General features: G+C 55.9%; 16 protein-coding genes and 1 tRNA gene. 7 read left to right on the top strand and 10 right to left on the bottom strand.

Annotation, left to right across the window (positions count from 1 at the left end; all coding sequences use genetic code 11):
* The first annotated feature begins 87 nt into the window (after positions 1–87).
* The 4 genes from fumC to SHIM_RS03590 all read left to right on the top strand — a co-directional run bounded on the left by fumC (position 88) and on the right by SHIM_RS03590 (position 2,666).
* Complete coding sequence (gene fumC, locus SHIM_RS03600) at positions 88–1,482, top strand: class II fumarate hydratase (RefSeq protein WP_054001959.1); 1,395 nt, start codon at positions 88–90, stop codon at positions 1,480–1,482.
* Positions 1,483–1,605: 123 nt separating this feature from the next.
* Complete coding sequence (locus tag SHIM_RS03595; RefSeq protein WP_054001958.1) at positions 1,606–2,214, top strand: sulfite oxidase heme-binding subunit YedZ; 609 nt, start codon at positions 1,606–1,608, stop codon at positions 2,212–2,214.
* Between the two features lie 54 nt (positions 2,215–2,268).
* Positions 2,269–2,442: a DUF4169 family protein gene (locus SHIM_RS19910; protein WP_082358271.1), complete on the top strand. Its 174-nt coding sequence runs from the start codon at positions 2,269–2,271 to the stop codon at positions 2,440–2,442.
* Entirely contained in the window at positions 2,439–2,666 is a 228-nt protein-coding gene (locus tag SHIM_RS03590) for a ribbon-helix-helix domain-containing protein (RefSeq protein WP_054001249.1), read from the top strand. The genes SHIM_RS19910 and SHIM_RS03590 overlap by 4 nt, the downstream gene beginning before the upstream one ends.
* Positions 2,667–2,690: 24 nt before the next feature.
* Here SHIM_RS03590 and SHIM_RS03585 read toward each other — a convergent pair whose 3' ends face one another.
* Positions 2,691–3,101 (bottom strand): SufE family protein, encoded by a 411-nt coding sequence (locus tag SHIM_RS03585; RefSeq protein WP_054001248.1) that lies wholly within the window; start codon positions 3,099–3,101, stop codon positions 2,691–2,693.
* A gap of 128 nt (positions 3,102–3,229) precedes the next feature.
* Between SHIM_RS03585 and SHIM_RS03580 the strand changes: the two genes are divergently transcribed.
* Positions 3,230–3,739, top strand: coding sequence for a hypothetical protein (locus tag SHIM_RS03580; protein WP_054001247.1), 510 nt, complete (start codon positions 3,230–3,232; stop codon positions 3,737–3,739).
* A gap of 193 nt (positions 3,740–3,932) precedes the next feature.
* Here SHIM_RS03580 and SHIM_RS03575 read toward each other — a convergent pair whose 3' ends face one another.
* The 3 genes from SHIM_RS03575 to SHIM_RS03565 all read right to left on the bottom strand — a co-directional run bounded on the left by SHIM_RS03575 (position 3,933) and on the right by SHIM_RS03565 (position 6,728).
* On the bottom strand, positions 3,933–5,408 hold the full coding sequence (locus tag SHIM_RS03575; RefSeq protein WP_054001246.1) for a calcium-binding protein: 1,476 nt from the start codon (positions 5,406–5,408) through the stop codon (positions 3,933–3,935).
* A 249-nt stretch (positions 5,409–5,657) separates the two neighbouring features.
* Positions 5,658–5,732, bottom strand: a tRNA-Asn gene (locus SHIM_RS03570).
* Between the two features lie 81 nt (positions 5,733–5,813).
* Entirely contained in the window at positions 5,814–6,728 is a 915-nt protein-coding gene (locus SHIM_RS03565; protein WP_054001245.1) for an MBL fold metallo-hydrolase, read from the bottom strand.
* A gap of 39 nt (positions 6,729–6,767) precedes the next feature.
* On the opposite strand from SHIM_RS03565, the gene SHIM_RS03560 reads away from it, so the two are divergent.
* Together SHIM_RS03560 and SHIM_RS03555 are read left to right on the top strand one after the other, a co-directional pair.
* Entirely contained in the window at positions 6,768–8,072 is a 1,305-nt protein-coding gene (locus tag SHIM_RS03560) for an ATP-binding protein (RefSeq protein WP_054001244.1), read from the top strand.
* Between the two features lie 67 nt (positions 8,073–8,139).
* Positions 8,140–8,838 (top strand): GGDEF domain-containing protein, encoded by a 699-nt coding sequence (locus SHIM_RS03555; RefSeq protein WP_082358270.1) that lies wholly within the window; start codon positions 8,140–8,142, stop codon positions 8,836–8,838.
* Between the two features lie 119 nt (positions 8,839–8,957).
* Here SHIM_RS03555 and SHIM_RS03550 read toward each other — a convergent pair whose 3' ends face one another.
* The 6 genes from SHIM_RS03550 to SHIM_RS03525 all read right to left on the bottom strand — a co-directional run bounded on the left by SHIM_RS03550 (position 8,958) and on the right by SHIM_RS03525 (position 13,403).
* Positions 8,958–9,995, bottom strand: a complete 1,038-nt coding sequence (locus SHIM_RS03550) for a zinc-binding dehydrogenase (protein ID WP_054001242.1) — start codon at positions 9,993–9,995, stop codon at positions 8,958–8,960.
* A gap of 235 nt (positions 9,996–10,230) precedes the next feature.
* The gene (locus SHIM_RS03545) at positions 10,231–11,187 is read right to left on the bottom strand and encodes an energy transducer TonB family protein (RefSeq protein WP_054001241.1); all 957 of its coding nucleotides are present in this window, start codon (positions 11,185–11,187) and stop codon (positions 10,231–10,233) included.
* Positions 11,184–11,567, bottom strand: a complete 384-nt coding sequence (locus SHIM_RS03540) for a biopolymer transporter ExbD (protein ID WP_054001240.1) — start codon at positions 11,565–11,567, stop codon at positions 11,184–11,186. The genes SHIM_RS03545 and SHIM_RS03540 overlap by 4 nt, the downstream gene beginning before the upstream one ends.
* Positions 11,568–11,572: 5 nt before the next feature.
* Positions 11,573–11,950, bottom strand: coding sequence for an ExbD/TolR family protein (locus SHIM_RS03535; protein WP_054001239.1), 378 nt, complete (start codon positions 11,948–11,950; stop codon positions 11,573–11,575).
* Positions 11,951–12,616 (bottom strand): MotA/TolQ/ExbB proton channel family protein, encoded by a 666-nt coding sequence (locus SHIM_RS03530; protein ID WP_054001238.1) that lies wholly within the window; start codon positions 12,614–12,616, stop codon positions 11,951–11,953.
* Between the two features lies 1 nt (position 12,617).
* Positions 12,618–13,403, bottom strand: a complete 786-nt coding sequence (locus SHIM_RS03525) for a heme ABC transporter ATP-binding protein (RefSeq protein WP_054001237.1) — start codon at positions 13,401–13,403, stop codon at positions 12,618–12,620.
* Positions 13,404–13,405 lie beyond the last annotated feature (2 nt).

Here is a 13,405-nt window from a genome sequence, read left to right as displayed (position 1 = left end):
GTTTGTTAGCGGTATCCCACGGTATACAGCATTGATATTCTGGCCGCTTCCGCTAGAAAGCCGATGAACGTAACACCGGAGGTCATGATGGCAGATACCCGCACCGAAACCGACAGCTTTGGCCCGCTTGAGGTTCCATCCGACAAGTATTGGGGCGCACAGACGCAGCGCTCGATCATGAACTTCCCGATTGGCTGGGAAAAACAACCCGTCGCCATCGTGCGTGCGCTGGGCGTGATCAAACAGGCCTGCGCCATGCAAAACAAGGCCACTGGCAGCATAGACGCGACCATTGCGGACGCTGTCATTCAGGCCGCTTCCGAAGTTGTCGCCGGCAAATTTGACGACAACTTTCCATTGGTCGTGTGGCAGACAGGCTCAGGCACCCAATCCAACATGAACTCCAACGAGGTCATCGCCAACCGCGCGATCGAAATCCTTGGTGGTGTGATTGGCACAAAAGATCCCGTGCACCCCAACGACCACTGCAACATGGGGCAGTCGTCCAACGACACTTTCCCAACAGCGATGCACATCGGCGCCGCCATGATGGTACGTGACACCCTCCTGCCCGGCCTGACAAAGCTGGCCGAGGGTCTTGAAGCCAAATCGGATGAATTCAAAGACATCATCAAAATCGGCCGCACGCACACCCAAGACGCCACGCCACTGACATTGGGTCAGGAATTTGGCGGCTACGCTCACCAGATCCGCCAAGGCATCGCCCGCATCAACGCGGCCCTGCCCGGCATCTATGAACTGGCACAAGGCGGCACCGCGGTTGGCACGGGCCTGAACACCCAAAACGGTTGGGGCGAAGCTGTTGCGGCCCATATGGCAGAAATCACCGGCCTGCCCTTTGTGACCGCCCCCAACAAGTTCGAAGCGCTCGCCGCACACGACGCCATGGTCTTTATGTCCGGCGCTTTGGCCACTGTGGCCGGCTCGATGTATAAAATCGCCAACGACATCCGTTTCCTGGGTTCCGGTCCTCGCTCAGGTCTGGGCGAACTGATCCTGCCGGAAAATGAACCGGGTTCCTCGATCATGCCGGGCAAAGTGAACCCGACACAGGCCGAGGCCATGACGCAGGTTGCAGCTCACGTAATGGGCAACAACGCCGCTATGACGTTTGCTGGCAGCCAAGGTCACTTTGAACTCAACGTCTACAACCCGATGATGTCCTACAACCTACTGCAATCCATGCAGTTGTTGGGCGATGTTGCGGACAGCTTCACCACACGTATGCTCAATGGTATTCAAGCCAACGAGCCGCGCATCGACAAGCTGATGAAAGAAAGCCTGATGCTTGTTACCGCGTTGGCACCGACAATTGGCTACGACAATGCCACCAAGGTGGCCAAGACGGCGCACAAGAACGGCACAACGCTCAAAGAAGAGGCGGTCGCGCTGGGCTTTGTCGACGAAGCCACCTTTGACGCGGTTGTGCGCCCTGAACAAATGATCGGCCCCAAAGACTGATTTTATCGGCGGATCAAAAACTTAATGTGGCCTCCGGTTTTCCGGGGGCCATTTTTTTTCATAATATCTGCGACGGAAACCAGCGCTTTGAACGTGTCATATTCACACGCAAAGGAGATAACCGTGCAACGCTTCATTTCTCCCTACTATCTTTGGGTCATCCTCGCCCTGCCCGCAGCCATGATGACCAACCAGCTTGTGACTTCACCGGATCCCCGGATCGCTCATATTCTCCTGCATCCCAGCGGAGAGTTTGCCGCGCGATTTTTGATCATTGCGATGCTGGCGACCCCGCTTACCATGCTGTTCAAAGGCTGGCGTGGCCCGATCTGGCTCAAGAAAAACCGCCGCTATTTCGGGGTGGCATCTTTTGCATATGCTGCGTTGCATACCGTGCTTTATGTTGTCGATCTTGCCACGATTGACCGCATTGTCGCGGATTTACCCAAGTTTTGGATCTGGACCGGCTGGCTGGCTTTCGCGATCTTTATTCCACTTGTTGTCACCTCTAGCGACTATTTTGTGCGACGTATGGGGCCCGGCTGGAAGTCCTTGCAACGATGGACTTATCCCGCCGCGATTTTGACCTTTTTGCATTGGGTCGCTTTGCACAATTGGGAAACGCCAGCCGCCGCTCTTGTGCACTTTACGCCACTGGCCGCCCTAACGATATTCCGGCTGTGGGATTCTCAAAACCGACGCCGCAAACGGCGCTTATCGACACACGCCTAAAAGCGCGCAGCGTGGGCCTTGGCGCCCGCGCGCTCCCGGTTTAGGGTCGGGTCCATGAGCAATGTAACCAACCTCAATCAGTTCCGCAAAACCAAGGCAAAAGTGGCCCGAAAATCGCAGGCGGATGAGAACGCAGCAAAATTTGGGCGATCCAAAGCGCAAAAAAACTCTGAGCAGACCCGTCAGGAAAAATTGTCGCGCAATTTAGACGGCAAGGAAAAAGAATGACCCGACCGGTCAAACGCTCTCTTACCCTGCGCGGTCACCGAACCAGCGTGTCGCTCGAAGATGACTTCTGGCGCGCATTTCGCGAGATTGCGGAGGAAAAAGAGCTGCCAATCAATGCTCTTGCTGCGGAAATTGATGCCCAACGCGATCTCCAAGCAGGCCTCGCCACCGCGATCCGCCTGTACGTTTTGAACCATTACCGGAACAAATCTGCACCTTCCTAATGGCCTTATTGATGGCCGCTGTCCTTAGATTGCTTCAGAAGCAACCAGACGAATCCGCTCAATCATCGCCCGCAATCCGTTAGAGCGTTGCGCGCTCAGATGCTCGTTCAAGCCCAATCGGGTCAATTCCGCGCGGGCATCTATCTTTTTCACGTCAGCCACAGGCACGCCATTGTAAAGCCTACGCAGCACCCCAATAAGCCCGCTTACGATCATTGCGTCGCTGGCGCCCTCAAAGGAAAACACACCCGCCTCAATAGTGGGATGCAACCACACCTGACTGGCGCAGCCATCCACTTTGGTGGCCGCAACCCGCAGCGCATCCTCAAGAGGGTCCATCATCTTGCCTTGATCAATCACATAGCGATAGCGATCTTCCCAATCCTCAAGGAACTCAAAATCCTCGACAATCTCTTCAAAGGCTTCGGTGGCCATATCCGCGGTCTCCTTTTTGACGTTACCGAGTTAATCTCGGAACACCAAAAGGTCCAGCCTTGCCAAACAGACTTTTCAACTGGCCCGTGATCGGGTAACCCATTGAAACAAAGAATGAGGCCCCTTCGATGCGCATTGCCCTTGCTGTTCTCCTGATGTCCACGCTCACTTTGACGGCGTGCCAATCCCGTCTCAATCCATTCAACTGGTTTGGCAACGACCAGGAGGTGCAGGTTGACGTTGACGAAACCGCCGTCAATCCTTTGGTGCCAAATTCAAAAGGCGGCAACTCCATCTTTGGGGAACGGCCCGAACCTGTGTATAGCGGCACTATCGTGGCACAGGTCAAGTCGGTTCAAGTCCACCGTGTTCCTGAGGGTGCGATGATCGAGGTGATTGGCATTTCAAGCATTCATGGCGCCCACACAGTCAAGCTTGACCCGCAAAATGGCGGCCTACCCGAACGCGGCGTTCTGACGTACAATCTCTTGGCGATACATCCTCAGGGCGGCTACACCGGTGGGCCAGAGCAGTCCCGTGAAATCTCAGTGGCGCATATTCTGACACCTGCCCAGCTCGAAGGTGTGCGCACCATTCGGGTTGTTGCAGCCACAAACGCGCGCGAAACTCGGCGCTGAGGTACTTCAAACAAAAGCCCTACCACCGCCGTTTTGCATTGATTCCGCAAATACCAAGCGTGCGTCTCTTAGTCTGTCCCAATGACGCTTCACATCAGCGGTGTAAAAAGGAGAGACTTGGTGCGGCGTAAAAACCCGCCAAGTTCAAACTGGCTCCAAAAACTACGACGACGGGCACAACCAGACGCGAACCTCAAAACAAAATGCAATCTACTATTTGATCTATGAAGCTTTCAGCAAGCCCCAAGTGATCCTCGATAAGAATGCTTTGGGAATTTGACAAACGAATAGATAGATCGCCGTTTTCTTCCTGGGTTACGCCGTTCGCTATCCAGTCCGCCACATCGGTAAAAGTTGCCAATACATCGAATTCGGTTAAATCTAACACATCATGGCCGGTGCCATATGTTCTGAAGTCCGTAATAGTATCGGAAAAGAATCCATTATCGGATCTAAAGACAAATGTATCCGCACCCGTCCCACCGGTGAGCTCATTAAAGCCACTGCCTCCATGTAGGCTATCATTTCCGGTTCCTCCGTCCATGATATCGCTCCCAGAACCGCCATCCAGCACATCGTTGCCAAAAGAGCCATTCAGGCTGTCCGCACCGGCATCCCCGAAAAGGAAATCCGTGCCGGCACCGCCATCAAGGGTATCTCCGCCACTACCGCCATATAGCGTGTCAGCTCCGCCCCCACCATTCAGTGCGTCTAGACCATCCCCACCATCTAATGTGTCGTCGCCTTGTTGCCCTGCTAACTCATCGTTTCCGGTTCCCCCAATCAGCGTATCATGACCGTCGCCTCCTGAAAGGTAATCCGCGCCACTATCACCGGAAAGCAGGTCGTTATCCCTCCCTCCATGGAGAAAATCGTTACCGGTGCCGCCGTATAAGTAGTCATCATCGTCTCGGCCGTAGAGCGTATCTGTCCCGTTTTCGCCATAAAGAGTATCGTTGCCAGAAGCGCCGCCAAGTACGTCATCCCCTGACCCGCCTCTTACAGTGTCGTCTCCTGTACCTCCCCATACGCGATCTGACCCACCTCCACCGTCAATTGTATCGTTGTCGGCTCCCCCAAAAAGACGGTCGTTGCCTCCGCTTCCCGATAAATTGTCGTCGCCCATCGAACCAAACAAGCTATCATTGCCTGCCATTCCTGACAGATCATCGTTGCCGATACCGCCATATAAGGCATCCGACCCGCTTCCACCGGACAGTTCGTCTTCTCCGGAAGAGCCAAAAAGGCGATCTAAACCCTCGCCGCCGGACATAGAGTCGTCTCCGCCTCCACCATAAAGTAAGTCGTTGCCTCCTTGGCCAGACATCTGATCGTTGCCCGATCCACCCCATAATTTGTCGTTGATACCGCCACCGCTACCTTCTAGCGAACCGTTTGTGTCTCCGCCTAAGATCACGTCATCTCCTGGTCCACCGAAGATCGTGTCTTGACCGCTATCTCCAAACAACACATCGGCCCCAACACCGCCGATCAATCGGTCGGCGCCGTCACCGCCGTGGATTGTGTCATCACCGCTTTGACCAAATACGACATCTGCGCTGTTACCTGCAGAAATTTCGTCACTGTCTGCTTTTGCTAGGATAAGATCCTTGCCGTTGTGGCCACTAATTATGTCGGATGCAGAGGTCCCAAAAAACCGTTTTGGCATTGAATAACCCTTTCGTCAGGTAAAGATTACAAACTTTCAATTACCCTAAATTTTTTTGAGATCTCCAACATGTAGAATAAAGTATGGCGATATACCTCTACAGATTAGGCCCTATGTCCAAAAGGATAGAGACTCCAAAAAAAGGTGATCTCCGAAACTCAGACCAGTCACTCGTTTGGATCGCATGCCATCAGCCAGCGCGTGAAATATGGAGGGGATGTTCGCCAAACAACCTTTACAGGGGGTTGTTGGCTCCGGCGGTAGGGATCGAACCTACGACCAATTGATTAACAGTCAACTGCTCTACCGCTGAGCTACGCCGGAATGTGAGGGGTGATATAGCGATGGAATTCTGAGAGGTCCAGAGGCTTTGACCAAGTTTTTGCGATTTGTGCGAAAAAACTTCTACCGGCGTTCAAAAACCGCCAACTCACCCAAGTCTCCAACTGGATCCACAATGTTTTTCCCAACCAAATCAACCAGATGCGCAAACACATTGCGGGTCGCAGCAGGTAACAACGCCGCAGGCGTTTCCGTGTATATCCGGGCCGCCAAAGCCGCAGCCGTGGCAGGTCCATCGCTTAATGCAGCCAAAATCTCAGTCTCCCGCCCGAACCGATGTGACACCAACCATTCCAACCTTTCATGCGGCGCAACAATCGGCGCGCCGTGACCGGCATGAAACACACGCCAAGGCCGCGCCAGCAGTTTGGCGCAACTTTGCATGAAATCGCTAAGATCGCCGTCAGGTGGTGATACAAGCGAACTGGCCCAACCCATAACGTGATCGCCAACAAAACAAACATCGCCCCACGCCAGCGCAATGTGATTGCCAAAATGACCCGGTGTGTGAATCACCTCAAGCGCCCAAGTGTCTCCGGTGATTTCGTCACCTTCTTTCACAACAAGGTCCGGTGAAAACGCCACATCGACACCCTCGCCGCCGCCGGCCAGCCCCTGGGCGGCCAAACGGTCCATGACGGCGCTGCGCCCTGCCTCCGGACCTCCAAAAGCCCACACCTTGGCGCCCACTGTCTGTGCCAGTCGTGCCGCCAGTGGAGAGTGATCCACGTGGGCATGCGTCACCACGACATGCGTGATGGCCTGCCCCGGCCCGACAGCTGCCAAAATCGCATCAAGATGCGCGTCACTGTCAGGACCCGGATCAATCACACACAGTCCACGATTCCCAAGCAGATATGTATTGGTTCCCCGAAATGTCATTGGCGACGGATTGGGCGCCAGAACGCGGCGCAATTGCGGCTCCAACACCTCTGCGACACCAACTGGCGGATCAAATGCAAGAATTTCGGCGTCCATGGTCTTTCCTTCCCCAATGACTCACGGCAAGGTTTAGGCATGTTTTTCAAATGGCTCAAACGCTATATGCCTCGTGGCATCTATGCCCGCGCTGCGCTGATCATCGTTTTACCGGTGTTTCTGCTCCAAGTGGTCGTCTCTTTTCAGTTGGTGCGCCGACATTTCGAAGGTGTCACCAACCAGATGACCTTTGCCGCTGCGCGTGAAGTGCAACTGATCATCAACCTCGTCGAAGATCCGGATCTTGAGGCGGGCGTTGTTCCATCCGTTCTCGACGGGCTCGATATGACATTGACGACGCACAAGACATTGGACGCCAAGGACAGCCGGCTATGGTACGATTTTACCGGTATCATAATCATGCGCGTGCTACGCGAACAGCTGCCGCAATTGCGGGCCGTTCAACTGGCTGATGACAAGGTTGTGCGCCTATTTCTTCAGACCAAACCAACCGCCATAAGTGTAGAGTTTGAAAGGCGGCGCGCGTCGGCCTCCAACTCTCATCAGTTGATTGTCAGCATGGTGTTTTTTGGCATAATCCTGACCATTGTCGCCTACCTTTATATGCGCAATCAATTGCGCCCGATCAAGCGGCTCGCTGCGGCTGCCGAAGCCTTTGGGCGGGGGCGCACCGTGCCCTACAGCCCGGGGGGCGCCATCGAAATACGTGCGGCCGGAAGTGCATTTTTGGATATGCGCAACCGCATTGAACGCTTTTTCGAGCAGCGCACCTTGATGCTCTCCGGTATCAGCCACGATTTGCGGACCCCCCTCACCCGCCTCAAACTCGGATTGTCGATGATCGACGACGACGACCGTGCGGATCTGGAAAAAGACGTTGAAGAAATGCAGCGCATGATCGACGCCTTTCTGGATTACACCCGAAGCGACTACGAGGACCAGCGCACAAAAGTAAACGCGGCCGACTTTGTGCGCGACATTGTCGATGGATGCGCCCGCGCAGGCCAGAACGTCATACTTTATAAAATCAAAGGCGACGGCGACATCTCATTCAGCACCGACACCGTGCGCCGCGCCGTTGAAAACCTCATTGGAAACGCCGTGCGTTACGGAAACCACGCCGAGGTCTCGGTGCGTATTACCGACAAATCCGTGCGCATCCGTGTAGAGGACGACGGCCCCGGCATCGCGTCTCAAGACAGAGAGGAAGCGATTAAGCCTTTCGCCCGTCTCGAGCCAGCCCGCAACCAAAACAAAGGCCCCGGCGTAGGCCTTGGCCTATCAATTGCTGCGGACGTCGCACGTGCACACGGCGGTGTGCTTCGGCTCGGAGAAAGCGAACGCTTGGGGGGGCTGCGCGCGGATTTGGTATTCGGCCTCTAAGGCTTGTCGTGCTCGTTAAGTGATCCGTAACGGGATCACTGCTAAGCGCCGTCTCACAGGAGACCGCATGATACGTACCTCAAGAGACCGCAATTTGTTTGTCATCAGCTGGACGATGCTTAGCGTCGCTATGTCGTATGGGATCAGTTTTCCGCTATTGGGAATACCACGCGACGCAAACATTGTTGCGGCGGCCATTCTTTGTCCCCTGATTATCGCTCCAATTGTTGCAATCTGGACCGGCAACATGATGCTGCGCCTGCATGAAACCAGCCTGCAATTGCGCGCTGCGGCCGAGCGAGATCACCTGACCGGCATTTACAACCGCCAGTTTCTTGTCGGACAGCTTGGGTCTATCTCCGGGGCGCAAAAAGCGGTGGTATTGATGGCTGACATCGATCATTTCAAACGCATAAATGACACCTATGGGCACATTGCCGGCGACCGCGTGATAACCTACGTGGCCCAAAATCTCACCGAAAACTGCCGCGACGGTGACGCGGTCGCCCGTTTTGGCGGAGAGGAATTTGCCGTAGTGATGATCGGCGCGTCGCTGGAACATGGCCTGTCTTCTGCCGAACGCATGCGTCAGGCTGTGGCTGACGCGGACCTCGTTATTGATGGCCGCCACGTCCCCGTCACGATCAGCGTCGGCGTCGCTGTCCGGCACGACTCACAAGACGCAAACGATGTTCTGCATGCTGCCGACACCGCCCTTTACGAGGCCAAAGAAAACGGCCGAAACAGGGTTCAGTTGGCCGCCTGACCACAGTTGTCTATCCAAATACGTGACAAAACCCGCTTCCCAGCATTTGCGGTCTAAATGCCGCAACTTAAGGCCAACGCGCCAAGCTGCGCAGGGATAAACGTTACCTTGATCACAACTTAAAACCTTGTGATGACCGTGGCCCCGACCGATTGAAACTTGTTCATCTCCATCAAAGCAGTTGGCGCGTCAGCAAGGCTGATCCTGTCACCGACCAAACGCGCAGGATCGAGCTTTCCACTCGCAACCATATCCAACATCGCGCCATACCGGTGCGCCTGCATCCCATGCGAGCCCAGCAGTTCAATTTCCTGACCCACGATCTTGGGCATCGGCACAGCTGGCGCTGCTTGGTCTCCCAGCATAAGGCCCACTTGAATGTGCTTCCCCCTTGGGCGCAGGCAGAGGATCGAGTTGGTCATCGTCACCGAATGACCCAATGCATCAATTGACACATGCGCACCGCCTTTGGTTATCTCATGGATCGCTTCCGGCACGTTCGCCTCCGCGCCATTGACCACCGCCACCGCACCCAAGTCCGAGGCCAACGCCAGTTTGGCAGGATCCAGATCTACACCGATCACATTCGCACCCACAGCGTTGGCGATCATCACCGCGGACAAGCCGACACCACCGCACCCATGCACCGCCAACCACTGGCCGGCCGAGACCTTGCCTTGGTCGATCACCGCGCGAAACGAGGTTGCAAATCGGCACCCAAGACTTGCAGCAGCGGCGAAATCCATGTCTTCGGGCAACGCGACAACGTTCAAATCAGCCTGATGGATGCCAACAAATTCGGCAAATGATCCCCAATGGGTAAAACCGGGCTGCTCTTGGTTTAGACATACTTGCTGATGCCCTGCGTGACATTCCGAGCACGATCCGCACCCACAAATAAAAGGCACCGTGACACGGTCGCCCACCTTCCAATTGCTGACGTTTCTGCCAATTGCTTGCACAACTCCGGCAAGTTCGTGTCCTGGAATGTGCGGCAAGTCGATGTCGCTATCGTGGCCCATCCAGCCATGCCAATCGCTGCGACACACCCCAGTGGCTTCAACCTTCAGCACGACGCCATGTGGCTCTGGAATTGGGTCGTCCACAGTTGCGATTTTGGGGGTTTGCTGAAATCTTTCAAAGAGGACGGCTTTCATGACAGGGGCTTTCGGTAGTGGCGCATTTGAAACGACCTTAAGGAATTCTGAAGACACGTCTGTGCCAATCGTACAATTCCCTATCTCTTTTGGGCCGACTGAACCAAGATCAAAGCCACAGCATGGGTATTGAGAACCCAGCCAAAACCCGAGTACGTTCACTTTGCCAGTGCCCTGCACAGCCCTGCCTGCGTCGTCCAAGTCACCCTGTGGATCTCACCCATCCATTCACTCTCTACCGAGAGAAAATTGGAACAGCCACTGGCATAGAGCCGACATCTAGCCCCGTCGGCGCCGGCGGCATTTTGCCCGCCGATCGCACGGACTTCAACGCGGCTTGATCGATCCGGACATTGCCTGACGATTTAAGCAATTTGATCCCGGAAACCGCACCATTGGCTGACACAGAAAACCCAACAATCGCCCGCCCCTTGCCAACGCCTTTGGGCGCGTGGCGGGCAACACGATTGCGAATTTTCTGACCCCACTTGACCATCAATCTCTTGCGTTTCGCTTTTGAAATCGTGGCTGTGTCATCGCTTCCATTTTCGCCCTTTGCAGTGTCTCCCCCGGCACCAGCAGCTCGGCGTGATTGAACCTGAATTGCGCTTTGCGAGGCAGGCTTTGGTTTGGCCGCATCAGCAGGCTTTGGTGGCGCAATAGGCCTCGCTTGTGATGGTGGGACCGGTTCAGCCGGCGGCTTAGGGGCCGCCGGCACTTTCGTGGGTTGAGAAATTCGCGGCGGGCTTGCTTTTGGAATTATAGCGCTCTCAGCCGTTGGTTGCTGAGACGAAGGCGCGCTTGGCGATTGGAAGGAAAGCTTCGGTGGCTCAGCCGCAGGCGCAACGGGCAGTGGCGGCGCGTCAACTGCACTGACCGTCAAGCTAATCTCTTGAGCAGGCGTTGGCAGGTTGGGGTCGGAGACGACCACCAAATCGGCGGGTGCCATTGGCGAGGCTGTTGGCATAGCCGACGACATTTCAGCGACCTCAACAATCTCAGGTGGGCTGTCCCAATTTTCGACCAACATCGCGATGCTGGCGTTGGAGGCCATAACCTGCAAAATGTCCGCGCCCGCTGCACCTGCACTCTCCAAGCCAGTCTCCAACTGCGGCGACACCAGCGCCAGATGCACCGCGACCACCAAGCCGCCAATGACCAATACCTCTGAAGATGCCTGAAGCGTTTTCATCGGGAGGCCGACACAAGTTTCAGGCTTCGCACGCCAGCCGCCGCCAGTTTCGGCAGCAGCGCCGCGATTTTATCAGCACCCACCCCCTTGTCAGCCCGCAGCATCAACGGCGTCTCTTCTGGATAGTCTTGCAAGGCCGACAACACGGCGTCCTCTCCGCGCGCGTCTTCAAAGGCCAACTCACCACCGGCGGCGACAAAAAGGATGGCTTTCCCCTCGGCGGGCGCATCCACATTGGCGAGCGGAGGGTCCACTTCAAATGGCTCGGGCGGAGTGATCTGAGCGGTCATCAAAAAGAACACCAACAACAGAAAAACCACGTTTATCATCGGAACGACGCTTTCGCGCGCCGGGCGTTTTGTGTGGGGCCGAAATCGCATGGTTTCTACTCCACCAAAACCAGCGTTTCATATCCGGCGTCCGCCAGGCGCCCCATAACATCGACAACGCGTTGAAGATCCGCGCCGTCACGGGCGCGCACCACGATTGTGTCGCTATGGGACAACATCATCGCACCTAGATCCGCGAGCAGATCCTCCACCCGAGTGAGGCTTCCATTCAAGCTCAAATCATCGGGTCGCACTTCAACAAGTCTGGGTGGACCTTGGTAAGCGCGATCCGAAGCGGCGGAGAGCGGCAGATTGATCTCCATATCCTGCCCGAACCGCGAGGCGAGCATGAAAAACACAAGCAACAAGAACACGACGTCAATCATCGGCGTGAGACTTGGTTTGCGTCGTGTTGGAGCGGGCGTGAACTGCATTTACTCTGCCGCCAGCGGAACGTCTTGGGCGTTCGGAGCGCTGGTTTGAATTCGGGTAGCAGCGTCCTCCATGTCCTCCTGCGCACGTTGAACAACAGATTCAAACCACGTCAGCGCAACCGAGGCCGGAATGGCCACAGCCATGCCCGCGGCCGTGGTTAAAAGGGCCTCCCAGATTCCGCCAGCAAGGTCTGCGGGATCAGCGCGCGATCCCGCTTCCTGCAACGTTTGAAACGCCGCGATCATACCAAGAACCGTGCCCAGAAGCCCCAACAGCGGCGCGATAGTGGCGATCAATTCAAGTGCGCGCAGTCCCACACGGGCGTCGCCCAGTTTACGGCGTGCAACCCGTTCAATTTCTTCGCGCTGCTGAGCCGCACAAAGCCTGTTTTCTGCGGTAACGCGCATCGTCGCGGCCGCTACCACAGCCCTGAGCGATCGGCGCCCGCTGAGCACAGATTGCGCGCCGTTTCGATCACCTTGACACCAGAGCAACACGGCGTGCTCCGCAGTGCGCCCTGCCCATGCCCCCATCAACACCAGTCGCCATATTTTCCAAAGGATAAGCACACCAGTGATCACCGACAGCGCGGCGATCGCCCAGATTGCTGGGCCACCTTGTTGCAGAAATGAAAGCGCTTCGGCCCACCGTTCTTGAAGATGCATGTCAATGTGCTCCCATCGTGGCCATTTGCGGCAGTATGTATGTGCCGCTGGGCGGCGGCGTGTTGACCTGTACCGCGCAATTGTAGGCGCGGCTTAGCAAGTCGTTTGTCAGGATTTCATCGGGTGTGGACTGGGCAACAATGCGACCATCGCTGATCAAGGCGATTTGATCGGCAAACATGGCCGTTAGGTTCAGGTCGTGCATGACGGCCACAACACCGCCTCCGGCATTGGCAAAGTCGCGGGCGATTTTCATCACTTGCAGCTGATGTGCGATGTCCAACGCGGACACAGGTTCATCAAGAAACAACCAATGCGGGCCCGCCTCTGATATTGGCTCCCATACCTGCGCCAACACCCGAGCCAGTTGCACGCGTTGCTGCTCCCCACCTGAAAGCTCCTGATAAAACCGCGCGCCATAATCCGTCAGTCCAACGCGGGAAAGGGCGGCGGGGATAATTGCGGCTTGGTCGGCAGTCACACCGGAAATCAATCCCAGCCGCACGACCTCAGATACCGTGAAAGGAAAGGCGAGCGGCGTGGCCTGAGGCAGGACGCCCCGAATTGCAGCCAATTCCCACGGCTTGGCCGAGGTGATGTCCCGGTCATTCAACATAACCTGACCGTCGTGAGATGCCTCACCGGTTATGGCTTTCAGGAGCGTCGTTTTACCTGACCCATTCGGCCCAACGATGGCTGTCAATGCGCCGGGCTTGGCGTCAAACGAAACGTCGTGCAGCACGGTGCGTCGACCAAAATGAACGGTGATGTTTTCTGCTCTAAGCATCG

The organism is Shimia sp. SK013 (genome assembly GCF_001292625.1).
Lineage (GTDB): Bacteria > Pseudomonadota > Alphaproteobacteria > Rhodobacterales > Rhodobacteraceae > Shimia.
The sequence above is the reverse complement of the archived record's forward strand: the minus strand, read 5'-3'. Positions and strand labels throughout refer to the sequence as shown.

Bases quoted from the DNA above. Each gene is read 5' to 3' on its own strand.
- fumC (WP_054001959.1), top strand. From the start codon at position 88: ATGGCAGATACCCGCACCGAAACCGACAGCTTTGGCCCGCTTGAGGTT.
- SHIM_RS19910 (WP_082358271.1), top strand. From the start codon at position 2,269: ATGAGCAATGTAACCAACCTCAATCAGTTCCGCAAAACCAAGGCAAAA.
- SHIM_RS03590 (WP_054001249.1), top strand. From the start codon at position 2,439: ATGACCCGACCGGTCAAACGCTCTCTTACCCTGCGCGGTCACCGAACC.
- SHIM_RS03585 (WP_054001248.1), bottom strand. From the start codon at position 3,101: ATGGCCACCGAAGCCTTTGAAGAGATTGTCGAGGATTTTGAGTTCCTT.
- SHIM_RS03580 (WP_054001247.1), top strand. From the start codon at position 3,230: ATGCGCATTGCCCTTGCTGTTCTCCTGATGTCCACGCTCACTTTGACG.
- SHIM_RS03575 (WP_054001246.1), bottom strand. From the start codon at position 5,408: ATGCCAAAACGGTTTTTTGGGACCTCTGCATCCGACATAATTAGTGGC.
- SHIM_RS03565 (WP_054001245.1), bottom strand. From the start codon at position 6,728: ATGGACGCCGAAATTCTTGCATTTGATCCGCCAGTTGGTGTCGCAGAG.
- SHIM_RS03560 (WP_054001244.1), top strand. From the start codon at position 6,768: ATGTTTTTCAAATGGCTCAAACGCTATATGCCTCGTGGCATCTATGCC.
- SHIM_RS03555 (WP_082358270.1), top strand. From the start codon at position 8,140: ATGATACGTACCTCAAGAGACCGCAATTTGTTTGTCATCAGCTGGACG.
- SHIM_RS03550 (WP_054001242.1), bottom strand. From the start codon at position 9,995: ATGAAAGCCGTCCTCTTTGAAAGATTTCAGCAAACCCCCAAAATCGCA.
- SHIM_RS03545 (WP_054001241.1), bottom strand. From the start codon at position 11,187: ATGAAAACGCTTCAGGCATCTTCAGAGGTATTGGTCATTGGCGGCTTG.
- SHIM_RS03540 (WP_054001240.1), bottom strand. From the start codon at position 11,567: ATGCGATTTCGGCCCCACACAAAACGCCCGGCGCGCGAAAGCGTCGTT.
- SHIM_RS03535 (WP_054001239.1), bottom strand. From the start codon at position 11,950: ATGCAGTTCACGCCCGCTCCAACACGACGCAAACCAAGTCTCACGCCG.
- SHIM_RS03530 (WP_054001238.1), bottom strand. From the start codon at position 12,616: ATGCATCTTCAAGAACGGTGGGCCGAAGCGCTTTCATTTCTGCAACAA.
- SHIM_RS03525 (WP_054001237.1), bottom strand. From the start codon at position 13,403: ATGCTTAGAGCAGAAAACATCACCGTTCATTTTGGTCGACGCACCGTG.